General features: G+C 38.2%; 27 protein-coding genes. 23 read left to right on the forward strand and 4 right to left on the reverse strand.

Annotation, left to right across the window (positions count from 1 at the left end):
• The first annotated feature begins 108 nt into the window (after positions 1-108).
• From QMA12_RS05820 to QMA12_RS05845, 6 genes are all read left to right on the forward strand, one after another.
• A complete protein-coding gene (locus QMA12_RS05820) occupies positions 109-1695 on the forward strand; it encodes an ABC-F family ATPase (RefSeq protein ID WP_290209076.1) in 1587 nt (528 codons plus the stop codon).
• A gap of 153 nt (positions 1696-1848) precedes the next feature.
• A complete protein-coding gene (gene purE / locus QMA12_RS05825; RefSeq protein ID WP_087534035.1) occupies positions 1849-2331 on the forward strand; it encodes a 5-(carboxyamino)imidazole ribonucleotide mutase in 483 nt (160 codons plus the stop codon).
• A 1-nt stretch (position 2332) separates the two neighbouring features.
• A complete protein-coding gene (locus QMA12_RS05830) occupies positions 2333-3481 on the forward strand; it encodes a 5-(carboxyamino)imidazole ribonucleotide synthase (protein WP_087534034.1) in 1149 nt (382 codons plus the stop codon).
• 145 nt (positions 3482-3626) lie between these two features.
• A complete protein-coding gene (locus QMA12_RS05835) occupies positions 3627-4559 on the forward strand; it encodes a putative sulfate exporter family transporter (RefSeq protein WP_290209043.1) in 933 nt (310 codons plus the stop codon).
• A gap of 35 nt (positions 4560-4594) precedes the next feature.
• Positions 4595-5731 (forward strand): endonuclease/exonuclease/phosphatase family protein, encoded by a 1137-nt coding sequence (locus tag QMA12_RS05840; RefSeq protein ID WP_290209077.1) that lies wholly within the window; start codon positions 4595-4597, stop codon positions 5729-5731.
• A 379-nt stretch (positions 5732-6110) separates the two neighbouring features.
• Entirely contained in the window at positions 6111-8603 is a 2493-nt protein-coding gene (locus tag QMA12_RS05845; protein ID WP_290209044.1) for a prolyl oligopeptidase family serine peptidase, read from the forward strand.
• A gap of 24 nt (positions 8604-8627) precedes the next feature.
• Here QMA12_RS05845 and rrtA read toward each other — a convergent pair whose 3' ends face one another.
• Positions 8628-9215 carry a rhombosortase gene (gene rrtA / locus QMA12_RS05850; RefSeq protein ID WP_087534068.1) on the reverse strand — a complete coding sequence of 196 codons (588 nt, stop codon included), beginning with the start codon at positions 9213-9215 and terminating at the stop codon, positions 8628-8630.
• An 87-nt stretch (positions 9216-9302) separates the two neighbouring features.
• Between rrtA and ggt the strand changes: the two genes are divergently transcribed.
• From ggt to QMA12_RS05865, 3 genes are all read left to right on the forward strand, one after another.
• On the forward strand, positions 9303-11057 hold the full coding sequence (ggt, locus tag QMA12_RS05855) for a gamma-glutamyltransferase (RefSeq protein WP_290209045.1): 1755 nt from the start codon (positions 9303-9305) through the stop codon (positions 11055-11057).
• A 190-nt stretch (positions 11058-11247) separates the two neighbouring features.
• The gene (locus QMA12_RS05860; protein WP_290209046.1) at positions 11248-12942 is read left to right on the forward strand and encodes an NAD-dependent malic enzyme; all 1695 of its coding nucleotides are present in this window, start codon (positions 11248-11250) and stop codon (positions 12940-12942) included.
• A gap of 108 nt (positions 12943-13050) precedes the next feature.
• Positions 13051-13761, forward strand: coding sequence for an SIMPL domain-containing protein (locus QMA12_RS05865; RefSeq protein ID WP_087534028.1), 711 nt, complete (start codon positions 13051-13053; stop codon positions 13759-13761).
• An 82-nt stretch (positions 13762-13843) separates the two neighbouring features.
• Here the strand turns inward: QMA12_RS05865 and QMA12_RS05870 are convergent, their stop codons facing one another.
• A complete protein-coding gene (locus QMA12_RS05870) occupies positions 13844-15193 on the reverse strand; it encodes a DUF2254 domain-containing protein (protein WP_087534027.1) in 1350 nt (449 codons plus the stop codon).
• Between the two features lie 109 nt (positions 15194-15302).
• Here QMA12_RS05870 and QMA12_RS05875 point away from each other — a divergent pair, with 109 nt between their 5' ends.
• From QMA12_RS05875 to QMA12_RS05885, 3 genes are all read left to right on the forward strand, one after another.
• Positions 15303-15677 carry an MAPEG family protein gene (locus tag QMA12_RS05875; RefSeq protein ID WP_290209047.1) on the forward strand — a complete coding sequence of 125 codons (375 nt, stop codon included), beginning with the start codon at positions 15303-15305 and terminating at the stop codon, positions 15675-15677.
• A gap of 212 nt (positions 15678-15889) precedes the next feature.
• Positions 15890-16522 (forward strand): sulfotransferase, encoded by a 633-nt coding sequence (locus QMA12_RS05880; protein WP_290209048.1) that lies wholly within the window; start codon positions 15890-15892, stop codon positions 16520-16522.
• Positions 16523-16595: 73 nt separating this feature from the next.
• On the forward strand, positions 16596-17168 hold the full coding sequence (locus tag QMA12_RS05885; protein WP_290209049.1) for a tRNA-(ms[2]io[6]A)-hydroxylase: 573 nt from the start codon (positions 16596-16598) through the stop codon (positions 17166-17168).
• A gap of 119 nt (positions 17169-17287) precedes the next feature.
• On the opposite strand, the gene QMA12_RS05890 is transcribed toward QMA12_RS05885, so the two are convergent.
• Complete coding sequence (locus tag QMA12_RS05890) at positions 17288-18013, reverse strand: metallophosphoesterase (protein ID WP_290209050.1); 726 nt, start codon at positions 18011-18013, stop codon at positions 17288-17290.
• 190 nt (positions 18014-18203) lie between these two features.
• On the opposite strand from QMA12_RS05890, the gene QMA12_RS05895 reads away from it, so the two are divergent.
• Complete coding sequence (locus QMA12_RS05895) at positions 18204-18626, forward strand: hypothetical protein (RefSeq protein WP_290209051.1); 423 nt, start codon at positions 18204-18206, stop codon at positions 18624-18626.
• Between the two features lie 321 nt (positions 18627-18947).
• Here the strand turns inward: QMA12_RS05895 and QMA12_RS05900 are convergent, their stop codons facing one another.
• Complete coding sequence (locus tag QMA12_RS05900; RefSeq protein WP_290209052.1) at positions 18948-19304, reverse strand: DUF3693 domain-containing protein; 357 nt, start codon at positions 19302-19304, stop codon at positions 18948-18950.
• A gap of 357 nt (positions 19305-19661) precedes the next feature.
• Between QMA12_RS05900 and QMA12_RS05905 the strand changes: the two genes are divergently transcribed.
• The 10 genes from QMA12_RS05905 to QMA12_RS05950 all read left to right on the forward strand — a co-directional run bounded on the left by QMA12_RS05905 (position 19662) and on the right by QMA12_RS05950 (position 26252).
• The gene (locus tag QMA12_RS05905) at positions 19662-19877 is read left to right on the forward strand and encodes a hypothetical protein (protein ID WP_290209053.1); all 216 of its coding nucleotides are present in this window, start codon (positions 19662-19664) and stop codon (positions 19875-19877) included.
• A complete protein-coding gene (locus tag QMA12_RS05910) occupies positions 19861-21201 on the forward strand; it encodes a replication initiation factor domain-containing protein (protein WP_290209054.1) in 1341 nt (446 codons plus the stop codon). Before QMA12_RS05905 ends, QMA12_RS05910 begins: the two co-directional genes overlap by 17 nt.
• Entirely contained in the window at positions 21198-21506 is a 309-nt protein-coding gene (locus QMA12_RS05915) for a hypothetical protein (RefSeq protein WP_290209055.1), read from the forward strand. Before QMA12_RS05910 ends, QMA12_RS05915 begins: the two co-directional genes overlap by 4 nt.
• Positions 21507-21508: 2 nt before the next feature.
• Positions 21509-21751, forward strand: a complete 243-nt coding sequence (locus tag QMA12_RS05920; protein WP_290209056.1) for a hypothetical protein — start codon at positions 21509-21511, stop codon at positions 21749-21751.
• An 18-nt stretch (positions 21752-21769) separates the two neighbouring features.
• On the forward strand, positions 21770-21985 hold the full coding sequence (locus QMA12_RS05925) for a hypothetical protein (protein WP_290209057.1): 216 nt from the start codon (positions 21770-21772) through the stop codon (positions 21983-21985).
• Positions 21986-22107: 122 nt separating this feature from the next.
• Complete coding sequence (locus tag QMA12_RS05930; protein ID WP_290209058.1) at positions 22108-23484, forward strand: hypothetical protein; 1377 nt, start codon at positions 22108-22110, stop codon at positions 23482-23484.
• A 2-nt stretch (positions 23485-23486) separates the two neighbouring features.
• A complete protein-coding gene (locus QMA12_RS05935) occupies positions 23487-23894 on the forward strand; it encodes a DUF2523 family protein (RefSeq protein WP_290209059.1) in 408 nt (135 codons plus the stop codon).
• A gap of 1 nt (position 23895) precedes the next feature.
• Entirely contained in the window at positions 23896-25203 is a 1308-nt protein-coding gene (locus tag QMA12_RS05940) for a zonular occludens toxin domain-containing protein (RefSeq protein ID WP_290209060.1), read from the forward strand.
• Between the two features lie 86 nt (positions 25204-25289).
• Positions 25290-25475, forward strand: coding sequence for a hypothetical protein (locus tag QMA12_RS05945; protein WP_290209061.1), 186 nt, complete (start codon positions 25290-25292; stop codon positions 25473-25475).
• A 360-nt stretch (positions 25476-25835) separates the two neighbouring features.
• Positions 25836-26252 (forward strand): hypothetical protein, encoded by a 417-nt coding sequence (locus QMA12_RS05950; RefSeq protein WP_290209062.1) that lies wholly within the window; start codon positions 25836-25838, stop codon positions 26250-26252.
• Positions 26253-26461: the final 209 nt, after the last annotated feature.

The following is a 26461-nucleotide window of genomic DNA, read 5'->3' on the forward strand; positions in this document are numbered from 1 at the left end:
GCATTAAATTAGCTATTTAGTTCAGAAATATTCCATAGAAAAAACACCTGTTTTGGTTTAAACTCCAGCCAATTTAATTTCTATGATTTCCCCTTGGAGGGTAGCGCTATTATTAGTACAGCTAACATCACCATGCAATTTGGTGCTAAACCATTATTTGAAAACATTTCTGCAAAGTTTGGCGAAGGAAACCGTTATGGTTTAATAGGCGCTAATGGCTGCGGAAAATCGACTTTTATGAAGATTTTAAGCGGTGAGTTAGAGCCTTCATCTGGTAATGTTAGTACTGATCCAAATGAGCGTGTAGCTAAGTTAAACCAAGACCAGTTTGCATATGAAGAATATTCAGTTGTTGATACTGTGATCATGGGCCATAAAGAGCTATGGGAAATCAAACAAGAACGTGACCGCATCTATAGCTTGCCTGAAATGAGTGAAGAAGATGGCATGCGTGTTGCCGATCTTGAGACTGAATTTGCAGAAATGGATGGTTACTCAGCTGAGTCAAAAGCAGGTGAATTATTAATGGGCGTGGGTATTGATACTGCGCAGCATTATGGTCCTATGTCAGAAATTGCACCGGGTTTTAAACTACGTGTTTTATTAGCTCAGGTTCTATTTTCAGACCCAGATATTATGCTGCTGGATGAGCCGACCAATAACTTAGATATTTATACGATAAAATGGCTTGAAGATGTATTGAATCAACGTGATTGCACTATGATCATTATTTCTCATGACCGTCATTTCTTAAACTCTGTGTGTACACACATGGCCGATATAGATTATGGTGAGTTACGCCTGTACCCAGGTAATTATGATGAATATATGTTTGCGGCTGAGCAAGCACGTGAACGTTTGTTAAGTGAAAATGCGAAAAAGAAAAGCCAAATAGCTGAATTACAGCAATTTGTATCTCGCTTCTCGGCGAACGCATCAAAAGCAAAACAGGCAACATCTCGCGCTAAACAAATTGACAAAATCCAACTTGATGAAGTTAAAGCGTCATCTCGTCAAACGCCATTTATTCGTTTTGAACAAGAAAAACAATTGTTTCGTAATGCACTAGAACTTAATAATCTAGGTCAAGGATTTGAAGAAATGCTTTTCACTGGGCTTGAAGGCTTAGTTGAAGTGGGTGAGAGAATAGCCATCATCGGTGAAAATGGGGTTGGTAAAACAACACTATTAAACACATTAGCAGGTCGCCTTGCACCAAAACAAGGTGAGTTTAAGTGGTCTGAAAATGCAAATATTGGCTATTATGCACAAGATCACGCCGATGAGTTTGAGCAAGATATGAACTTATTCCAATGGATGGAGCAATGGCAACAAGAGGGCGATGACGAACAGGTCGTTCGTAGCTTTTTAGGCCGTATGTTGTTCTCACAAAATGATATTAAAAAATCAGTCAAAGTTATTTCAGGTGGTGAACAAGGCCGCATGTTATTTGGTAAAATTATGATGCATAAGCCAAATATATTGTTAATGGATGAACCAACCAACCATATGGATATGGAGTCGATTGAAGCTTTAAACTTAGCCCTTGAAGCCTACGAAGGTACATTACTATTTGTATCACATGATCGCCAGTTTGTATCGTCACTTGCTACTCGCATTTGGGAAGTTAAAGATTCTCAGATTATTGACTTTAGAGGCACATACTCTGAGTATTTAGCCAGTAAAGAAGCATAACGCTGTATTTTAATAGTTAAAAGCCATGCATGTCATGGCTTTTTTTATTGGCTGTTTATCGCGATTTTATATTTAATACGTGTATAATGACCGCCTTAAAATGAGGACATAAGTCCGCTATTGGTTCGAAAATTAGTTTACTGAGGAGTATTTATGACTGTTGGCATTATTATGGGTTCCAAATCAGATTGGCCAACTATGGAACACGCAGCGATTATGCTTGATAAATTTGGCATCGCTTATGAAACAAAAGTTGTTTCTGCACATAGAACTCCTCAATTACTTGCTGATTATGCAAGTTCAGCCGCAGATCGTGGTATTAAAGTTATTATTGCTGGTGCCGGTGGTGCAGCACATTTACCAGGAATGGCCGCTGCGTTTACATCGCTACCTGTATTAGGTGTGCCAGTTAAGTCTAAAACCCTAAACGGTGTTGACTCATTATTATCTATTTGCCAAATGCCTAAAGGCGTTGCTGTTGGCACACTTGCAATAGGTGATGCTGGTGCTGCAAATGCAGGCTTATTAGCGGCGCAAATTTTAGGCTGTCAACAGCCTGAGATCTTCGCAAAAGTTGAAGCATTCCGTAAAGAACAAACAGAGACTATTTTAGCCAACCCTAACCCTGCAGAGTAATATGAAAATTTTAATTTTAGGTGCGGGTCAGCTTGCTCGAATGATGAGTTTAGCGGGCGCGCCATTGAATTTAAATGTTGTTGCTTATGATGTTGGCAGCAAAAAAATTGTTCACCCTTTAACTAATGAAGTTTACAGCACTACCTTAGAGCAAAGCATTGCTGAGGTTGATGCAATTACTGCTGAGTTTGAACACATACCAGATGATGTGCTTACATTATGTTGTGCCAGTAATAAATTCTATCCAGGTAAAGCGGCCATTAAAACCGGTGGTGATCGTGCAATTGAAAAAGCACTGTTAAGTAAAACTGAAGTCGCTTGTGCACCTTATAAACTCATTACTGAAAAAGCACACCTTGTTGAGGCAGTAACAGCACTTGGTAAACCGCTCGTTATCAAAACTTGCCAAGCAGGCTATGATGGTAAAGGGCAGTGGCGTTTAAAGTCAGATGATCAAATCGACCAAATCTGGTCTGAAATGGCTGACTTTATTGCATCGGGTTCTGAGCAAATGCCGCATACAATTATTGCTGAGAAAATGATCCCATTTGACCGTGAAGTGTCAATTATTGGGGCTCGTGATAAATCAGGAAACACTGTTATTTATCCATTAACAGAAAACCAACATACCAATGGCGTACTTACACTGTCAGTAGCGGGTAAAGAAAAATCAGCTATTCAGCAACAAGCAGAGGATGCATTTAACAAAATAGCCAATGAGCTTAACTATATAGGCGTGTTAGCTATTGAGTTTTTTGATGTTGATGGACAATTGTTAGTGAACGAATTAGCACCACGCGTGCATAATTCTGGGCATTGGACACAGCAGGGCGTGCATTGTTCTCAGTTTGAGAATCATATGCGGGCAGTTGCAGGTTTACCACTTGGTAGCACAGAACTTAAACAAGTCAGTGCGATGATCAATGTTCTTGGTCAGTCTGCTATCCCACACGATGTTTTGAAAGTGAGCGATGTAACAAGCCATTGGTACGGAAAAACACCAAAGCCTGGGCGCAAAATGGGGCATATAAATGTATCAGCTTCAAGTTTACATGAACTTGGAGAGCGTTTAGCTGAACTTGCTGAATACCTACCCGAAGAGCAATACCCTGGCGTACTTGCAACCAGTACCTCCCTTATTTTGAATTAATAATAAGCAAGCCGAGCAATAAGCTCGGCTTTATTATTTCTGTACTATCCATCTACCGCTTTTTCTTTTTTTATCCAATCGTTTATGTCAGTCTATACTTAAATTCAGATAATAAATCATACGAAAAGTATTATTTAGGAATATTATGCCTGCGACGATTCACTTTCATAAGCTAGCTTATTTACTGTTATTAGGTTTATGCCTTACTCCTTTAATTGGTGCAGGTTCTGCTCTTATTATGGGTGCTGTATTTGCAATTATTATTGGAAACCCGTTTGCTGAGCTTTCTCAAACCGCGAGTAAATGGATGCTAAAAGCAGCCGTAGTAGGCTTGGGCTTTGCTGTCGACATTAACCAAGTAATTGAAGTAGGCCGCAGCTCGTTAGTACTGACAATTGTTAGCATTACTGCGATTATCGGTTTGGGTGAAATACTTACTCAAGTATTTAAGTTAAACAGAAACACTGGTGTGTTAATTTCATTTGGTACAGCAATATGTGGCGGTAGTGCTATTGCCGCCATGGCTCCGGTTATTAAAGCCAAAGATCATGAAGTAGCGGTAGCGTTAGGCGTTGTATTTTTACTAAATGGCGTAGGCTTATTGCTATTTCCTGCAATAGGTCATTATTTAAATTTAAGCCAAGAGCAATTTGGAATGTGGGCAGCTCTAGCTATTCATGACACCAGTAGTGTTGTTGGCGCATCAGCAACTTATGGCGCCGTTGCGCTGAGTATTGCAACAACCGTTAAATTAACTCGTGCGATGTGGATTATCCCTTATACCACGTTAGCGGGGGTATTTTGGCGCTCAGAAGAAAAAGCCAGTATTCCGTTGTTTATTGTAGGCTTTTTAACAGCAGCATTAATAAACACGTATTTGCCAGATTATTCTTCAACGTGGTCATTTTTAAACAGTGCTGCTAAACAGTTATTAGTGATGACTTTATTTTTAATTGGCAGTGGTTTATCCATCAATGTTTTAAAGCAAGCGGGTGTTAAGCCATTTTTAATGGCAATCCTTTTGTGGGTTGTTGTCAGTAGTGTAATTTTAATATTAATTTTAGACGGGTTTATTTAATGAATATAAAATTGATTGTTGCCGCTGTTGCTTGCATGTGTGTGACGTGCACTTTAGTAAATAACGCAAAAGCAGCAGGCAATATAAGAGTGGCGACCTTTAACGTAAGTATGGATGCCACAAATTACACTGCACAGGGTGAAAGTGTTAACCCAAATGCGCTAGTGAATGCGTTAAAAAGTGACCATCAACAGATAAAAAACATTGCAGAAATTATCCAGCGTGTCCGCCCTGATATCTTGCTCTTGAATGAGTTCGATTATGTGAATAAATCCCAAGGCATTGATTATTTTATACAGAATTACTTAAAAGTAAGTCAAAATAAACAACCTGCTATTAACTACCCTTATACATATATAGGCCCTGTTAATACAGGAGTTGCGTCAGAATTTGACTTTGACAATGATGGCAAAAAAACGGGTAAGCTTGGTGATGCTTATGGTTTTGGGTTTTTCCCAGGTCACTATGGCATGGCTGTGCTTTCTCGCTACCCAATTGATTTTGATAAAGTACGTTCATTGCAAAAATTTAAATACAAAGATATGCCAGATGCGCAAATGCCAATTGATCCTGAGACAAAACAGGATTGGTACAATAATGATGAATGGCAAGCAATGCGCTTGAGTTCAAAATCTTTTTGGGATCTCCCCATCGATGTCAAAGGTAAAACGGTTCATTTACTTGCATCGCACCCAACTCCGCCAGTGTTTGATGGCGAAGAAGACAGAAATGGTAAACGTAACCACGATGAAGTTAGGTTAGTTAAAGATTATATTGAAAACGCAAGTTACCTTTATGATGATAAAGGGGTTAAAGGCGGGCTAAAAAGTAATTCTCGATTTGTTATTGTTGGTGACTTAAATGCAGCACCAGAGGGCGATAAAAAGCGCCCAAACACAACAAACCAACTCTTAGCAAACCCGCTAATTAATAGTCAATTTGTGCCGGTGAGTAAAGGCGCTGCAACAAGTTATACAGGTACGTATGCCGCTGCTTATACCGCACATTGGCAAGCACGTGTTGACTATGTTTTACCATCAACTTATGGTATTTCGGTTAAAGACGGGGGCGTTTTTTGGCCAACTAAAAATAGTGAACTGTACCGTTTGATAAAGGATAGAAATGCGTCTTCTGATCATCGTATGGTTTGGTTAGATATACTAGTTAAATAGCGAGGGCGTGTTTATCTTTCGAGGTTAAATTTGCAGCTGCGTGTTTGGTGTTTAGGCAAGGCAGAGCCAATGTAGTGTGGTTGCTCCCCATAAGTAGGCGATAACGCAGCATCAATACCAAACACGCGCTGCCCTTCGGGTTCTGTCTAGGGAAGATTAACTCTTTGTTGCTCAATTTTTACTTAGCCCACTAGGTTACAAATTTCGCGCCGCGATTAAATCCTCCCTAGTTTGAACAAATTTCAACCCTGAAAGGTCAACACGCCCAATACTTAACGGTAAACTTTGGCTGTTTATCCTAAATAATTGCAATACCTATGGTGCTTCTGCTTAAATTGGAGGAATTATAATAATCTTCCTCTATTTAAGCAGAAGCACTATGAACTTAAAAACAGCAAATAGAACCTTAGTAGCCATGGCGATTGCATCAAGCTTTGTGCTTGCTGGTTGTCAAACTACCACCGCAACTTCTTCTGAAGAAGTTGCAAATCCCCCCGTTGCAAGTGTTGTAGCAACGCCTGCAGATTTTGGCAGCAGTGAAATCACTCTCGAACAAGCTATGGCGCATCCTGATTGGTTAGGACGTCAAGCGGAGCGAGCGTTTTGGGCTGCGGATTCAAGCACTATTGTATACGCTCAAAAGCAACAAGGAAATGAGTTAAGGGACTTGTATGTACAAGGGGTCAATAGCCAATCGGCAAATAAAGTTGCGTTGAATAAACTCCATACTTTAGGTGCAAGCAATGCCGTTTATTCTGCAAACCGTTTGCTTCAAGCTTATGTGTATGAAGGAAATATATTTATAAAAAATATAAAAATAAATGAAATTACACAAATAACTCACGACAGTGCTAAACAATCTAACCCACAATTTTTAACAGATGGTAATTTAGCTTTTCGCCAAGGAAATACTTTTTATAAAGTAAACCTAACAACAGGTTTGCAAACTGAGCTTGCAAATTTACATTTAAATGATGCGCCAAAAGGCATTATTGAACCTCAAACGTATATTGCCAAAGAACAGCATAAACTAATTGACTACATTGCCTTAACGCATAAAAATAAGCTTGATAAACAAACACGTAAAGAGCAATTAAAGAGTCAAAATGCAAGTATTGCGAATGCACAATTTTATTTAGGGAAAGGAAATAAAATCTCTGATGTTCAATTATCACCAAGTGGTAAAGCATTAATTGCAGTAGTAACGGATAACCGCTCATGGCGTGAAGACAGTGATATAATGCCAAACTATATTACTGATGATGCGGGGGTAAAAGCTGAAAAAGTCCGTCGCCGCGTTGCCGATGCAAAACCACAAACATCTAAAGTTATCTATATTGATTTAGAAGAAAACACGCAAAAAACACTCGCTTTTGATACGTTACCGGGTTTCGATGAAGACGTACTTGCTACAGTAAAAAAAGAAAATTATGCACGTGAAGGCAAAACATACGAGTCGAAAAAAGAACCTCGTGCAATTAACTTGATTATGGACTGGGGCTGGTCACAAAGTGCTATTGTATGGAATCATGATGGCTCACAAGTAGCGCTAATGCTTGAAGCATGGGATAACAAAGACCGTTGGATTGCATCTGTTGATTTTGAAAACAACACATTAGTTTCTCAACACCGTTTACATGATGATGCATGGGTTAACTATACATACAATGATTTTGGGTGGCTCAATAATTCAGACACACTTTATTATTTATCTGAAGAGTCGGGTTACAGCCATATTTATAAAAAACCATTAAACGGTAAAGCAACCCAACTTACGAAAGGCCAGTTTGTTGTATCTAACTTAACCCTCAGCGATGACAATAGTGCTATTTACTATAAAGCTAACGTTGAGCACCCTGGATTGTATGAGATTTACCGCGTCGATCCACAAACTGCTCAATCTGAGCAAATCACAAACTTAGATGGCATGACTGACTACCAACTTAGTCCTGATCAAACCAAGTTATTATTAACACATTCTAAAATAATGGCTCCGCCAGAGCTTTATGTAGCAGACGCAAAAGCAAATGCCAGTGCAAAGCAGCTTACAAATATGGTATCGAGTGAATTTTTAGCAAAACAACTGATAGCCCCTAAAATTGTTGCTGTACCATCAAGCCATACTGACCAGCCTATTTACGCAAAAGTTTACTACCCAGCCGATTATGTTGAAGGTGAAAGTGGTAACGAGCGTAAAGCCGTTATTTTTAATCACGGCGCAGGTTACTTACAAAACTCGCATATGGGTTGGTCAGGTTATTTCCGTGAGTTTATGTTTCATTCCTTATTAGCCTCTGAGGGTTATGTAGTAATGGACATGGACTACCGTGCATCAAAAGGCTATGGTCGCGATTGGCGTACTGCAATTTATCGTCAAATGGGAACGCCTGAAACCCAAGATTTAATGGATGGTGTAAGTTGGATGGCCGAGAATGCGAATGTTGATACCGGTGCTGTAGGCACTTACGGTGGCTCATACGGTGGCTTTATGACGTTTATGGCGTTGTTTACACAGCCTGATTTATTCCAATCAGGTGCTGCACTTCGCCCGGTTACAGATTGGGCTCACTATAATGCGCCTTATACATCTAATATTTTGAACCACCCAGACGTTGACCCGATTGCTTACGAAAAAAGCTCTCCGATCTACTATGCAGAAGGCTTGAAAAACCACTTACTGATTAACGCACCAATGGTTGACAATAATGTATTTTTCCAAGATTCAGTACGTTTAGTACAACGTTTAATTGAGCTTGAAAAAGAAAACTTTGAGACTGCAATATTTCCTGTAGAGCCGCATGGCTTTGTGCAGCCTTCGAGCTGGTTAGATGAATACCGTCGTATCTATAAGTTATTTAAAGAAACACTGTAATTTTAGTTAAAAAAAACGCCAAACTTAGTTTGGCGTTTTTTTTATCATTTTAATAATAACTGGTGTTGCTAGCACTATACCACCAATCGCACCAATTAAATGTGCGTCAATAGCCACCCGTGAGGCAATTAGTTGACCGACTTCAGCACTAGGGCCAGTATATTGTTCATGGGCTACCTTGAGCCAGACTCCTATAAATAATAAACTGCCAGTTCTCATACCTACACTAATATCTTTTATAGCTCCCCAAACAATCACGCCATGTAATAGGGCGCTTAACCCTGTGTAAATTTTTATATCAGGACAAAAGAAGTAAATACCTAAGCCACACCAAATACCCAAAACTAATGAGTTGAGTGCATATTGACTCGGTGTAGTGTGCTCGGCATGCAGTAACCAAATAAGCAATATACCGGCACAGTTTAAACCTAAATGTGCCCAATTAGCATGCACATATTGGCTACTGAGTAATCGCCATACTTCACCTTGACTTATTAGCTGGCGATTGAACTCTAAAAAATCGTTCAAATTTAGCATGGCAAAGAGTGAGCTAATTACGATTAAACACAGTGGTGGTAGAACGTAACGGGGTTGGAGAGGTAAATTAACCATTTTTTTCTTATTTTTACAGCAAACTTTTGCATATTGTGCACGTTTAACTTTAAGATGCCAAACACCTAGGCGCAATAAAGTTATTTTATGTTTTTAACGTTTCCAAAAGCACTGGCATTAACTGCCTCATTATTATGTATTCCTTCTTTAGCCGTTAGCGCAACAACGCCGCGCGAAACTCGCGAACCAGAAGCTGCCACAGGCCATCAACTTAAACAACAGGTCGTTGGCGCTAATTTTATGATTGCTGCTGCAAATCCCTATGCAGTTAAAGCAGGTCAACAAATTCTTGCCAAAGGCGGTAGTGCAGTTGATGCCGCTATTGCTACACAACTTGTTTTAACATTGGTAGAACCACAATCGTCAGGTATAGGGGGTGGTACATTTATGATGTATTACGATAAAAAAACCGACACGCTGACAAGTTTTGATGGGCGTGAAACCGCGCCTGAAAATGCAGACGAAACTTTATTTTTAGATAAACATGGTAAAGCGGCAAAATGGATTGATGCAGTGGTAGGAGGTCGTTCAGTCGGTGTGCCAGGCATTTTACATGCACTTGCAAATGCTCATAAGCAATACGGTAAACTTGATTGGCACACACTATTTAACCCGGCGATAGAGCTTGCAGAGCAAGGGTTTGTTGTCTCCCCTCGACTGCATGCATTACTTGCTAAGCAAATTAACCCTGGCGTTACTAAACTTGATGTCATTAGCGATTATTTTTTTCAGGATGGTAAGCCTGTAGCAGTGGGTACAGTAAAGAAAAACCAACCATTAGCAAATCTATATAAAGACATAGCTGCAAAGGGCATTGATGCCTTTTACAAAGGTGATAATGCCAAGCAGATGGTGGAAGCTGTTCAGCAAAGTAAGGTGGCACCGGGTACGTTAACTCTTAACGATCTGGCTGAGTATAAAAGTGTACAGCGTGACGCTGTGTGCGCGCCATACCATGATTATAAAATCTGCTCTATGGCACCACCAAGTAGTGGTGGGGTTGCAGTAATACAAATATTAGCATTACTAGAAAGTAAAAACATGGCCCAGTTCACGCCTAATTCGGAGCAAGCCATTCATTACTTTACCCAAGCATCACGTTTAGCATTTGCTGATCGTGATGTGTACATGGGCGACCCCGATTTTGCCTATATTCCTACTCAAGAACTGCTAGAGCCAGACTATATCAAACAACGCTCAGCCCTAATTACTGAAAAAGACACCCCAGCTGTTGCCGGAGAGCCTAAAGTCAAATTAGCTTATGCACAAGATGATGCTTATGAATTACCTTCGACTACTCATGTATCTGTTGTAGATAGTGCAGGAAATGCGGTTTCGATGACCAGTTCAATTGAAATGGCGTTTGGTTCGACAGTTATGGTCAATGGTTATATATTGAATAACCAATTAACTGATTTTGCCTTATCACCAAAAAAAGATGGCAAACTATTAGCTAACCGAGTTGAGGCAGGCAAACGCCCACGAAGCTCTATGTCGCCGGTGATGGTATTCAACAAAGATGGAAGCTTACGCTTAGTGGTTGGTTCACCGGGTGGCAGTCGTATAATAAATTACGTAGCACAGGTATTAATTGGGGTACTGGATTGGGATTTAACAGCCCAACAAGCCATTAATTTAGGCCGAGTAACAAATAGAAATCGTTATACCAGCTTAGAAAAAGGGGCTGACATTGCTGCATTAAAATCGCAGTTAGTTAAACGCGGTCACACTGTAAAAGTTGTCGATTTGAACTCAGGACTACACGCTGTTGAAATTAAAAAGGGTGTTTTATACGGAGCAGCAGATCCACGACGTGAAGGGATCGCCCTTGGCGATAAATAGTATTGTGCTTAATGAGCATAAATAGCCCTTATTTCAATTAATAAGATACTGTACAATATGCTGTAAGTACGGCATATTCCGTACATTTCTCTTACTGTAAATGGTCTGACAAGATTGAATGTCATTGCTTTTTAACATTCAATCGTAATAATGGCAGATCACAATTAAAGACATCGCTAAGCTTGGAATTATGACTACAAATACCGATCCAAATTATCTTTATATTCATCACTCAGGTCCAGGCCTGATCGAAACTCCTCTGCTAAATAAAGGTAGTGCATTTACACAAAAAGAGCGTGAAAGTTTCAACCTAGCGGGTTTATTACCACCTCGTTATGAAACAATCGAAGAACAGGTTGAACGCTGTTATCAACAATATTCAAGCTTTAACGATAACCTTAATAAACACATTTATTTACGCGCAATTCAAGATAATAACGAAACACTTTATTACCGTTTAGTACGTGATCATCTTGAAGAGATGCTGCCAATTATTTATACCCCAACGGTGGGTGATGCCTGTGAAAAATTCTCAGATATTTACCGAAGTGCTCGTGGCTTGTTTATTTCGTACGAAGATCGTTATCAAATTGACGACATCTTGCGTAATGCAACCAAAGGAAAGGTAAAGGTTATTGTTGTAACCGACGGTGAACGTATCTTAGGTTTAGGCGACCAAGGCATTGGTGGCATGGGTATTCCAATTGGTAAGCTTTCGCTGTATACCGCTTGTGGCGGGATCAGCCCAGCTTATACATTACCAGTCATGCTTGATGTTGGTACTAATAACGAAAAGTTACTTAATGATCCAATGTACATGGGGGCACGTCATAAACGCATAGCCCAAGATGAATATGATGAATTTTTAGATCTATTTATTAAAGCGGTTAAGCGTCGTTGGCCAAATGTATTATTACAGTTTGAAGATTTTGCCCAACCTAATGCAATGCCTTTATTAAAGCGTTACCGTGATGAAATCTGTAGCTTTAACGATGATATTCAAGGTACTGCAGCCGTTACTGTCGGCTCTTTACTTGCCGCATGTCGCGTTAAGAATGCAAAGTTATCTGAGCAAAAAGTGGTATTTGTAGGTGCTGGCTCTGCCGGTTGTGGTATTGCTGAACAAATCATAAGCCAGATGGTTTCGGAAGGTATCTCAGATACGCAAGCACGCAGCCAAATATTTATGGTTGATCGTTTTGGTTTGTTAACCCAAGGTATGCAAGGCCTTCGTGATTTCCAACAAGCGCTTGCGCAACAAGCCGATGACTTAGCACAATGGACTTACAGTGGTGAATACGCCTCGTTACTTGATGTTATGCATTGTGCAGAGCCTGATATTCTAATTGGAGTATCTGGTCAGCCAGGATTATTTACTGAGCAAGTTATTCGAGCGATGCATAGTAATTGCGCACAGCCGATTATCTTTCCATTAAGTAACCCATCAAAACAAGTAGAAGCTTTGCCTGCTGATGTGATTAATTGGACTCAAGGCAACGCAATTGTTGCAACCGGTAGCCCATTTGATCCTGTTGTATATGAAGGCCAAACTTATACTATTCCGCAGTGTAATAATAGCTATATCTTCCCGGGTATTGGTTTAGGTGTGATTGCAGCAAAAGCGACGAGAATTACCGATGCTATGCTGATGGTCTCAAGTGAAATATTAGCTGAGTCATCACCGCGTGCAAATACTGGGCAAGGCAGCTTGTTACCAGCGCTTACAGAGATTGAAACGTTAAGTAAACGCATTGCATTTGCCGTTGCTAAAAAAGCAATCGAAGAGGGCGCTGCACTTGAAATAAGTGATGATAGACTTTGGGCTGCTATTGATTCCAACTATTGGTTACCAAAATACCGAAACTATAAACGCGTTAGTATCTAATTAAGAATGTTAATAAAAACAGGCTACGGCCTGTTTTTTTATGCTTGTTCATTTTAAATTAACCAGCTAGGGTATCTAATAAGCCTAATTCACTTAATGAGGAACATTATGCGTTACTTACCTTTACTTGCAGCCGCCATGACTTTCAATGTGTTTGCCCAAAGCACACCAAGTGCACCGCATATATATATTCAAGGTCAAGCTAAAATCACAACAGCTGCAGACAGTGTTTTGCTTAATGTCGGCATACTCGAAGTTGACAAAAACCTTATGGCAGCAAAAGATAAAGCTGATAAAACCATGGCAAAAGCAATTAAACTTTCTAAACAAGCGGGTGTGTTAGCTAAAGATATAAATGCAGGACAAATCAGTATTCACCGTGAGACACAGTATAATAGAGAGACTAACAAGCAAGAGTTTGTAGGTTTTAGGGTGTCTCGTAGTTTATCTTTAACGCTTAACGATGTTGATAAATACCCTACGCTTTTACAAAATCTCGTTAACGGCGGTATAAACCAAGTTAATCAAACTCAGTTTGTATCTAGCAAATATAATGAACTGCATAATCAAGCTCAAAAATTAGCAATTAAAGACGCTAAAAAAGCAGCATCAGAGTTTGCAAGTGATTATGGCGTTGAAGTTAAAGGCCTTTACAGTGCATCCATGAAGCCGATGGACACTGGTGTACAGCCTTATGTAAGAGCTAAAATGGCAATGTCAGCAGATGTGGAATCTGGCTCAGTAACCCCTGATTCTTATCATGCCGGTGAAATCACGATTTCAGCTTCAAGTTATGCTATTTATTTGATTGAAAATTAATAAACTCATTTTATATCAAAGGGTAATACTTATAAGAAGTCTCCAGCTGGAGACTTTTTAAATTTAACCAGCCAATAGCCATTTACTTTGGCTGCTCAAATCTCTTAAGCAAAACATCGCCACGCTTAGGTGAGATCCTAGTAATTGAATTTAGCATATTAATAACTTCTGTACGGTCATATAAATTAGTCGTGTGTTCATTTATATCATCTACTATTGCAGCAAGATAATTGAATAACTTTTCAGTAGCATCTTCGTTGTCATTTGCGACGAACAAAATATTCTTAAATGCCTCTAACACATTTGTCATTACATACGCATCGGCTTTGGCGTAATTACGAAGTGGGGTGAAGTTATCATGTAATAGCTCCTCAAATGAGGTTTCATGAATGTATAATAGTGGCGTATCTTGTGCGTGTTTTAGCGAATAATTGATATCACTAATTTTTAAGCGTTCAATTAGTAAGATACTCAACATATCAATTGCTTTAACGGCAGTACCGGGATCATTAATTCCTGGGCTCATCGCTTTAACTGCAATTTCAGAAATTTGTGTTAAGCCATAACGATAATGGTCGCTAATGTATTCTTCTACATAAAAAATAAAACAGTCTAATAATTTTTCAATGAGTTCAGGGTTATTAGTAAGATCTTTATCTGACTTAAGAAAAGGGTAACCTTTAACAGTAAAATACCCTTGGTTAACGGCAATAAAGAGCTTTATATCTTCTTGGGCTAGAATGTCACATAATTTATCGGAATGAACCCCTTTGAAATAGCCTTCGGTTTTACTTTTAATTGAATACCAGTCAGAAAAATCGGGGAACTGGCTTATATTATGCTCCTCTTGACGGCTGATTATCGACTTAATAACACCTTTGGTGTCTTTAAATAAGTCATTAAGCACATTATCGACTTGAATAGCTTTTGAAATTGAATGAATAAAGTAAACAAATAGAGCGAGTGATATCAAACCAAATACTAATGAAAAAAACACCCCTAGTGCAGGAATTGAAACATCCCCTCCAGAGGTTTGTTTGATATTGATAAGCATGATTATTGAATAAATAATACTGCCTAAATAAAAGCCTAAAACTAGTTGATGGGATTTACGAGTGATCAAACCAGGGATCACCCTGGGTGATAAACTTGCACTTGCGGTATTTAAAACAATCATTACCATTGAAAAGCTAAACACGGTTAAAGAAATTATACTTCCAGCTAAGGTACTTAATATGGTTCGTGCATTTTCTTCGCTATCAACTAATAAAAAAGCAATAAGCTCTTTTAACTTAATGATAGGCGCGGTGTACTCTACCGACATAGTGATAATGGCAAAAAGCAGAAATCCCACAGACAACATTGAAGGATAAAAGCCAATGCTGTTGATCATTTCTCGATAATTATCAGCAACTTTACGTGGAACAAACATATATATCCTATTAATCAGCTATTTTAGTACGTTATCATAAAAAGCTAGCTTGTAACTATTTCATGTTTAAACTTGTGGTATCATTAAAAAAAATTATAGGAACTAACGCGTGATTATTTCATTTTATGCGGCCGTATTGGCTTTTATGTATATTTATTTAAGTATGAATGTGGTTAAAGTGCGTAAAGCAAACCAGATATCGCTTGGTACTGATAATAACGAAGCGCTGATCAGAGCAACGCGTGCTCATGGAAACTTTATTGAGTATGTACCATTTGCTTTAATATTAATATTTTTAGCAGAATACCAAGGTCTTAGCAGTCACTATTGTCATATTCTTGGTTCATTATTGGTATTTGGTCGTATTTGCCATAGTATCGGAATCAAAGACGGAACTTTTAAATTAAGAGTTATTGGCATGATATCAACTTTTGCAACCTTGGCATTAGCAGGATTCGTATTAATTTTCAGTCGGCTTTTCTAATATGAAATTACGGTTGCTTTGTGTGCCTTTTGCGCTTTCGTATCCAGCAGCCGTTTATTATTTTGTAAACTCCAAAAAGCGCCCATATATATGCTAAGCAGCAATACAGTTAGGGCTTAAAAAACCGTTATCCATCTAAAAAGCACTCACATGTTAAAGTAAATACCACTTGAAAATAAACAACTTTGGTTTAATCCAAACGAATAATTATAATGACAGAAAATAAAATCTTTATTATCGGCTTACCTCGCACAGGCACAACCAGTGTATGCCATAGCTTTTTGCAACTTGGCTACAGTTGTGCGCACACGGCTTATACAAAAAAATGTTTTAAAGATGCACAAGTAATTGCTGACACGCCCATTTTTAATGATTACCAATATCTTGATAAAGCATACCCTGGCTCAAGGTTTATATATCTTGAGCGGGAAACGTCATTATGGCTACCTTCAATTCGTCAACTTTTAACGCGAATGTTTAAAAATTTAACTCGTGAAAATGGTGGATTCAATCCACATATAAAGCGTTGCTACTTAAATACGTTTTCAAATTTAAATTTAGAAAACCTTGAGTGTGATGATTTCCTACGCCAGATATATAAACAACACAGAGATGAAGCGCGCCACTATTTTTCAGCAAGAGAGAGTGACTTTTTAAAAATCGACATTAGCGAGTCTGAAAGCTTCAATTCATTATGTGATTTTTTAAAATGTTCAGCTCCTAATACTATGCATGATTTCGAAAGAATGAATATTGGCGGCAAAGTAACAGCCTGGAATAACATTAAACATCCACTGAAAATAGCGTCTACCGCCAATGGAAAAATCGACAGGGTACTCTATTAACTACTGCTCAAAGCAAGATTTTATAAGTTAATTACGATAAAATTGCGACATTGAATTAAGAGTAAAATTAACCATGTTTGAATTAAAATACCATACTCCATTTTCGTGGACAGAAGCAGTACTTGCTGACTTTGATACATTTTTACAAGATCACGCAGCAGCTGAAAAAAAAGCATCAGGCATGGCTATGTCTATGCTTTCACATTACCCAGATCGCCGAAAACTTGTTAAAGCGATGACTGATTTAGCACTTGAAGAAATGATTCATTTCAAGCAAGTTTTAAAGCTATTAATAGACCGAGACGTAAATTTAGGTAATGACCAAAAAGATCCTTACGTTAAACAAATTCGTGCTGTTTTTCGAAATGGCCGTGACGAATTTTTAATGGACAGACTGCTTGTAGGTGCCGTTATAGAGGCGAGGGGACACGAACGATTCTCTTTAGTCGCACAAGCATTGCCTGAAGGGAAAGAAAAAGATTTTTATGTGGCGATTGCAAAGTCAGAAGAAAAACATAAAAATTTATTTGTAGAACTAGCGTATGAATATTTTGCTAAAAAAGATGTTGATACACGACTAGAGGAAATATTAATAGCAGAAGGAAATATTTGTAAGAGTATCCCTTTTACTGCTGCACTACACTAATAAAGCGTTATATTAAATAGGCTGTTATTTATTTTTAACAGCCTAAATTGCAGTATTTTATATTATCATTAGTGATAAATTGATTATTAATCAGTTAATTAGCAATATATGTTGTAAAATTAATTTTTTAATGTGCGATACTGTGAAATTAAATCAGCTACGTTAATAATCGTTGGTCTACCTGCTAAATAATTGGTATCAATATGGTACGTATTACCAAGCCAATAGGGGGTTTGGGTTGTGTTATGGCCGTGAATTGAAAATAACACACTTGGGTTTATTACATTACTTTGGGTTTTTACACGAGATCTATCCCATAAAAACTCTTGTACTACTGTATCTGTTGATAGTGTCTCTTCATTTAATTCTAAGTTGTTCCAATCACATGTAAGTGGTGCAGTGTGAGATAAAGTAATCACTTCATTTTGAACATGCAGCTTTAATGTAACCGGGCATGTTTTAAGATAATCACATACAAGTGATAAATTTTCTTCACTTTCATTAAAATGCCAAGCGCCACCATTTTGCACCCAAAGCTCAAAAGCATCTGCGTCTTTATCAATAAGAGACGCTAACATCATATGTTCATGGTTACCCAGTAGCATAATTAGATTATGTTCAATTGCGTATTTTATTAGTTTTGTGCTGTCATTGCCGCGGTCAATTACATCTCCGAGCATCACCAAAACATCATTTTTATAATCAAATTTAACCGAGTGCAGGACATCGACAAACTTTTGAAAATCAGCGTCTAAATCGCCAATGACAAAAACACGTTTATCATGCTCAATGTACAGATTTTTATGCATGTGTGATTTTGATAAGCAAGCAGTAGAAAAAGCCATATAATTCTTCATTAAAAAGTTTAAAACTACTATAACAATTTGAAGTAGTAAGTTCCAAGTCAACAATCTTGTAATAAAAGTATCAAAATATCAATGTTACTTTAGACTGAAACCAGGCATTGATCTAGGTTGGGATTATAATCCTGGTAAAGCATGGCTAGGTGCAGACATAGCAGCGGGTAAATCAGTAATGAGTTTATCAACTGACATTCAAAAACTAGCGGTACCACAATTTAACGAAGCAGTTTTAAAATCTCAGCAGTACTATATAAAGCAGATAAACTTACAAGCAGCTAAGTTAGCGCTTAAAAAGTCGGTACCAGATAGCCAGCAATTTACGTTAGGGCACTTGCCTGTAAATTTACTAAACGAGTTATCACGTAAAAACGCACCTATATATAGTAGCGCTGTTACAGTCAGCAGCGCTCAAATTGAAAAGTTCTTAACTGGCCAACTAGCAATTGAGCAAATACACGAACTAATGAACGCAGTTCAAAATCCAAATACGGTTGCTTATGTAGGCAATCAAGTAAAAATATCGTACCAAGGTTTTATGATCACAGTAGAGCTAGGCCCAAAGTTCAATACCATTATAGCTGCCGAAAAAGTTTAAACATCGGCAGCTCAAAATATTTAAACAGTGTTTAAAAGGCGTTTAAAGTGTATTTAAAGGAAAGTTAAACGATCAACAATGATCTAATTCTAAACGTATAAAATGAGCAGGAATGATTGGGTAATGAGTCAGTTTGAACAGGTTTCGTCTAAAACCAAGCGTAATCCAGATTTAGCTAATTTTGCGCTCAGGGTTAGCCAAACCCAGTAATAATGGGCTTTTCCAAAAGACGAGGGCGAAAATCCTCATATCATCATTATTCTAGAAATGAACAACCCCTTACAATTAGCGTCAAAATAACCGCATTTAACATAATATAAATTATAGGCTATGGCGTATGCGCGAATGCGCCCCTTGAATCTGGGTAAATGATGCTGTTAAAAGCAGTAATCCCGCTACACATGCAGCGTTAATCTTTTTTGCTACTTCCTGCCATGCTTTCGACTCTTCTTTTGTTTTAGATCGCTCGATAGCTAATTGAATTAACTCGGGCTTAAAATCAATGCCCATTTCTTTACAAATAAAAATACATTGATTTGGGGTTAGGTGTCTAAGTCCTTTCCTTATTTGGCTTAAATTCCCTTTGTTACAATTATCCAAATCTGCAACTACTTGTTTATCTTGAGTATAACCTTTGAATTCTTTGTATTTATCAATGAGTTCTGAACTGAATTTCATACGTCCTCCTATAGGACTTTAATTATAGATTGTATTTAGTTTATATAATAACTTGACAGTATCCAAACATGAATACTATCATCTGCTCAGTATCCAAGATTGGCATACCAAATATATACTATGTCCAATACTCAATAGTATCGGACTTTAAAAGGGAAATACGAATATGCTCGCATTAACAGATTATGAAACTAGACACCTATATAGAATTTTAAATTCTTTGTTTCACTCTTCTGATTGCGATATGCCATTACACCAAATCCTTGGTTATAACGATTTCAAACTAATTAAAAAAATGGCTTTGCAAATTCGCCCTGATAATTCTGATTGGCCTAAACAACCAAAGGCAATTAAGTAATGAAATTCTATCTTCAATACATTTCAGGAATAGAAGAATACGCACTAGGTTTCAATAAAATTGAACACCCGCTAATGTATTCTTCACGCGCAGAGGCAATGGCATTTTGCATTGATTACTGTGGTCGTGAACCGTTTGAAATTATCGATGTAGATGACAACAACTGGCAAGAATTATTCGACTCTGGAGCATTTGACTATGAACCAGAACGTTAAAAACCCTACCCAAAACCTAACAAAAATCGACTATTTAACCGTTGTTTTTTGTCCTGATGAAGTTGCCCGCTTACGTTTTGACGCAAAATTAGCTTTCGGAAATGGCGATTTTAAGTCATACAAAGAAGCTTATAACGCTATGTTATGCGCTGAAATGTTCGACCAAAATGCAACCGATGACCTAGAAATTGACGTAACTGAAACCGTTAATTTTAACTCTGATTACTACTACGATGAGCTATTTGAAAACAACGAAAGATACAAATATTACAGCTCAATCAAGCAAATACCAGATGATGAGCGTTCACACTTCCTTAAAAATGTTGTAAGAAAAACAAAACGTTATAAAACACTTACATCATTGATTGAAGGTGATATTTCACACTTCATGCACTTGATGAACACCGAAGTTGCAACAAAAGCAGACCGTTTAACAAGCGATACTTTGAGCTGGTCTTATCGCCATAATTCAGGCGGTATGTTCACGTATGAAAAATCAGCCACACTCTATCGTCACGATGTAAATTCAGGTGTCATTGCTTGGGGTGCTAACAATGGCGGTGTCATGGTTTCGTTTTCTGGTACTGGTTGCGCTGGTTTAGATATTCCTAAATTACACGCCATGTTAAAGAAAATGCCTAACGTAAAAATTACCCGTTTAGATATTGCTTACGATGATTACGAAGGCAATAGAACCGTACTCGATTACTTTCAAAATTTAGAAGAGGGCGGCTTTTGTAAAACTAATCAAGCGCCCTCTTTCTCTTTTATCCAAACGGGTGAACTTCAAAAATTAACAGCTGAACAACAAGCCGAATGGAAGAAAAAACACGGTTGGCAAAAACGCTATGACTGTGTAGCCAATGGCGGAAATACGCTTTATGTAGGGAGTCGTAAAAATGGAAAAATGGCGCGTATGTATGAAAAAGGTAAGCAAATGCAAAGTGAATCTCAACCTAATTGGGTTCGTGCTGAGCTTGAGCTTAGGAGTATTGACCGTGTTATCTCCTTGGATGCACTACTCAATACCGATGCCGTATTTGCTGCTGCCTATCCCGCTTTTGCTTTTATTACTTCTGAACGTCTTGAAATCAGAACTACGAGTAGAGAAAGAAAACACAACGGTGCGCTTGTGGCCGAACGACTAGAACGCTACTGCATTCAGTCTTACAGCAAATTTGTAAATTACCTTCGTCACATACAAGAACTATCAAGTGATGAAATTATTAATCGTTTAACCAAAGGCCTAAATCCTTGGGATATACCCGACTCTATTAATCAGGCCTGTATTACCCCACCCAACCAAATGGAGTTAACAACATGAAAGTAATTTTATTATCTGCGGCTATGGGTCGCGGTGTATCTAGTAAATCAGGTGCAGCTAAACCCTACTCTTTTTCGTCTATCTCTTACTTAGTTCCTGAGCAAGATTACATCCAAGGCGACCACAATATTCAAAAATGTGGCTTTGAACCAAAGAGCGTAGAAATGCTTGAAGACCAAACGCTTTATAACAAATTCAAAGCAATCACCGCTGAACATGGCATTTGCGAAGTTGACTTAACACTTCAACCAGATGCTAGAAACATGTCACGAAACATCGTTTCTGATGTTCAACTGGTGAAATAACCATGGCTCAATGTGTCGCTATCCAACCAGACCAAACACTTATGGCCGTTACTGGCGTTTGTGATTTTGTGATGGTCACACAAGCTGAATTTGAACAACTGCAACAACAAAATTTAGTAAACGTTCTTAATGAATTGTTTGCTTTTGACCTAGCCACTTTTGGCTTAATTAACTCGGCGGCATTAGTCGCTTTTATAACTGCCCATTGTATCGGTCGTATCGTCCGTATCATGGGTAAAACTTAATCCTAAAGGAAATTCAACATGAAAAAATTATTAAAAAGTAAAACAGCTAAGTTAGCTGCATTTGGTACTGCTGTTATGGGTTCTGCATCTGCATTTGCAGTTGATCACTCTACTGCAATTACTGCCGCTGTAGATGATGGTTCAGCTAACTATACGCTAATTATCACTGGTGTAATTACGGTTGCTGCGGCTGGTTTCTGTGTTGGTATGATTGTCTCTTGGTTACGCAAGTAAGATGGTCACATCAATTGGCCTAGCGTCATTTCTTGTTTGGTGCTTTGTAGAAGGCTTTTCAAGTGGCGTAAGAACCAGTTAACAACGGCGGGTAAAACCGCCCTTTTCTTCAAGGCGCTCACATGCGATTACTAATATTTTTATTGGCGCTTAGTAGCGCTTTTTTTGTTTCTAATGCAATTGCACTCCCTGATATGGATGATTTATTAACACCTAGGTTTGAAACAGTTCCTTGTGAGGCTGCATCACTCAATGGGAGCGGGGATTTAACTCACAAAGTTTGCTCTATTAATGCAAAAATTGAAAGTTGCAAAAAATTAGCTGCAACAATTCCAGCTTCATCATCAGTTGAATATGTATATTCAGCAGGTGGTGAATGCGTTTTAGATAATGGTTCAATTAAGATTAAACAATCAGGTTCACGCATCTATTCCGATGGCACGACATTACCTACTGTTAAATGGCGCTCTCTTTATTATGCAAATATTCAAGGGGAGAAAACACCAACTTGTCCACCCAATGGTTCCCCTGAGTATGATATTGATGTCACAGCTCCTGATGGTTCTCCTATGTGCGCTAAAGAAAAAGATTTTTGTCCAGAACCAAATACTGGCGGTCCAGATAGTTTTACTACAGGTTTAGGCGAGCAAAGAGAGGTTTGTTATAACAACGAAGACGGTACGCAGTGCAAAATTGAAACTGATGAAAATGGCGGTTATTACCATCCATTCAAGTATGGCAGTCAAGAACCTGTTCAATGTAAAAGACCGCCTGATAAAGAAGTAGATAAAACGTCACCACCCGAAGAAAAACCAGCACCCGAAGAAACCGACCCAACACCTCAAACTGAGGAACTCGATGCACTGAATAAAATAAATGAAAATTTAGATGCAATGAATGAAAACCAAGTTGCAGCAAGCGAGTCAAATGATGATCGCCTAGACCGCTTAGCCGAAGAAACCCAAATTTCTAACGAGATACTTGGCGAAATTAGATACAACACAGCAATGACTGATAGTAATACAATGATAGCTAATTCGCTTTTACAAGACATTTTAGATAATGCAGGCGGTACACCTGATAATGGTGAGCCATGTACTGGTGAAGATTGCCTTGATAATGATTTGCTTGAACAGATAGCCGATAACACTAAAAAAGAAATTTTTGATATAGAAACCACTAGAAAAGACCCTGACAAAGGTTTGAATTCTGTTTTTACTGATTCAGATATAGCTGAATTGCAACAAGAAATTGAAGATAAAAAAACCGAATATTCTGATTATGTACAACAGATTCAAGATGAAATAAATGGTCTTATGACTTTCAATATTACATTAAATGGTGGTTATGAAGACCGCAAGGTTGATTTAAAAGTAGCATCTAAAACTGTTCAGGTTGATATGGGTTTGGAAAGGGTTTCTAATTTTTTTAAGCTGATTGCTCCTGCTGTTTTGTTATTAGCCACCCTTATCGCTATCTATATACTGTTGAAGGATTAATTATGAAGATTAAATTTATTTTATTAACAATTTTTTTTATACCGTTTTTTGCATTCTCAGCTGTTGAGCCTTCAGGTATGGCGAATTTTGCACAAAAAGTAGGGGATTTTTTTACAGATACTTGGGCTTTTTTTGATGATGATGTTCCTAGTTTTTTAGAACGTGCCGCTATTTATGCCACAGAAAAGGCTGTTATGTTTGCAATTGAGTTAAAAATTGAGTCAATAAAATTTGCTTGGAAAGTTGCCAAGGCAGTTCTTGAAAATTTTCAAGTTTCATCAAAAGTTGTTTCAGCTGCAAATTCATTACCTCAAGATGTTAAAGCGGCTCTTGTTGATATGCGTTTTTTCGATGGTGTTGCCATAATTATTCAGGCGTTAGCAACTAAATTTGTTATGAGGTTTATATAAAATGGCTTCATCAATTTTTCACGGTGCGCCAGGTTCTTTTAAATCTGCCAGCGCTACATGGTTTGAAGTGTTGCCAGCACTAAGAAAAGGTCGCTTAGTTGTTACCAATATCGAAGGTATCTTACCTCTCGAAGAAATCGAAACCGAGTTACAAGAAACGTTCCCAGAGTCAGCGCAGTTATGGCGCTTATCATCGCAAAATGAAGAAGGCCAACACCTCTGGCGAAATTGGTATCACTGGATGCCAACGGGCGCATTAGTTTTAATCGATGAAGTGCAAGACGTTTACCCAACAGAAGCAACGTTTAAACCTGAAAGCTGCAACTATAAACACATCGATAATTATAAGAATTTGATACCCGCTCACTGGTATGAATACCATTATGAACAGCTTGAAAAGTTCAAACCTGAGAACTTAACCAGCGGCGATACTGACGATTTAGGAAAGGAGTTATTTAACGAGCATGGCCACATTATTTACCCCAAAACACTCAAAGAGTGTTACATGCGACACCGCAAATACAACTGGGATATCATCGTCTGCACACCCGATATTACCAGCGTCCATAAATACATTAGAAACGTCAGCCAGTACGCCTATTCGCACAAATATTTTGACGGACTCGCCTCAATACCATATTACAACCGAAGACCGAGAATCTTCGAGCATAACCCAAAACTTGACGGTAAAACCCCAGTCAAAGGAAGTGTTACAACATGGAAGAAAATCCCAGTCGAAGTACACAAGTGCTACAAATCGACAGCTACCGGAGGTATTACAAAAGGACAAGGTAAAAATCTCTTACTCAATCCTGTTTTTGCCTTTCCAATTGCTATGTTCTTTTTGTGTATATTGTATTGGTTATGGTATTTCACCAGTCATGAAAGCGCTATGGAAAATATCGAAGAAACCGCTAAGGTGGGTATGGTCGATACTCAAAAAGATACTAATTCTAATCCTGATAATGGTGCTTTTCAGATTCTTGATGGTCAGCCTGTTTCTGTAGGTCTTCCTTATGGCGCTAGTGATATTTTTGTTACTGGTGTTCAAGAGGTGAAGCGGCCAGACAGGACACATCGAGAATTTATATTTGAATTCATCACTGAAAAGTACGGTACTTTTAGTATCGACTCTTACGAACTGGCGAGTATGGGTTTTAGTATTCAATATTTCAGCCCTTGCAATGTCATTATCAGACAATCAAAAACTGATTTTGCTTATCGTGCCTTTTGCAGTCCTAACCCATATTCACAACCTGAACCAGCAAATAATACTGATTCATCTATAGCACTTAATTCATTAATTTAGATTTTAACAAGCCGCCAAGCGAAGCCTGAGCGTAGCGGCTTGTTTAATCTATATACATTCATCTACTACCCGTCACTGGTGACACTATGACTAGAAATCAAAAGTACGAAAAGAAACAAAAAGATAAAGGGTTAAAGAAAGTAACCCTTTGGATACCTGATGATTCAGAAGTTGAAATAAAGCAGATGATAGACTTCTTAATTGATAATCCTGACCATATTCCCTTTATGGCTCGAAGTGTTATAACTGGCCGTATGAAAAAGGCTGTTTAGTGGTACGTAACTTATTACGTACTTTTTACTTTGGTACGTAATAATAAGTTCAATTATCACGTACCAGTGACTAGCTTAGTGTACGAACCTATCACTGATGGCGTAGCCATGTAGACCGCACACTAATATTAATATTCCATTATTGCTAGTCGGTCGTAACCAAGCGCAGCGCAAACCATTTTATTAGTTATGCATAACCCCGCGCAGCCATGCGCCCTTGATAAACTATTACGGAATTTCAGATAATGATGAAGCCGAGATTAACACCCCTCCCCCCGTATACTAATAGGGGGGGAGCGAAAATTAACACCTATGCCGATTTTGCATCGTGATTTTTTTTAACAAGGAGTAAAAATCACAATGTTTAAATCAGAATTTCACAAACAGTATTTATCACTTTTTGGTTATGACTACGCTAAAGGCGCTAAAGAACTAGGTGTAAGTGAGCGTCAAATAAGGCGGTATTTAAAAGCCGGTAAAGCAAGCAAGCCTGTAGAAAAGCTTTTAAATATAATATATCGCGGCTACCTTCCAGATTTTGGTGCATGGGCTGATTGTAAGATTTCTATACATGATCATACGATGATTACCCCTTGGGGGATTGTTCGTGCCTCAGATGTTCAATTAGTTCATCGTTATAAGTGGTCAGCAAGGGAGTCTGAATCTATGTATAAAAAACTAAAATTAGAAAATAAAACACAAGATAAATACCTATCTGATTTGCAGTATCAACTTTTAGAAATTATAGGTGATATATCAGAACGAACAGGAAGTTAATGACGAGTTGTCAAAGTTGTGAACTCACGTAATTAATTATAAATAAAGGGGTTTTCACCCCTTTTCATTTACACTGTAATATAAATTATAGGTTGTTGGTAGTGGTAAATAAATAAATGGAATTAGTATTAACAAGCCGCTACGCTCAGGCTTCGCTTGGCGGCTTGTTAAAATCTAAATTAATGAATTAAGTGCTATAGATGAATCAG

Source organism: Pseudoalteromonas sp. APC 3893, from assembly GCF_030408095.1.
In the GTDB taxonomy this organism is placed as follows: domain Bacteria; phylum Pseudomonadota; class Gammaproteobacteria; order Enterobacterales; family Alteromonadaceae; genus Pseudoalteromonas.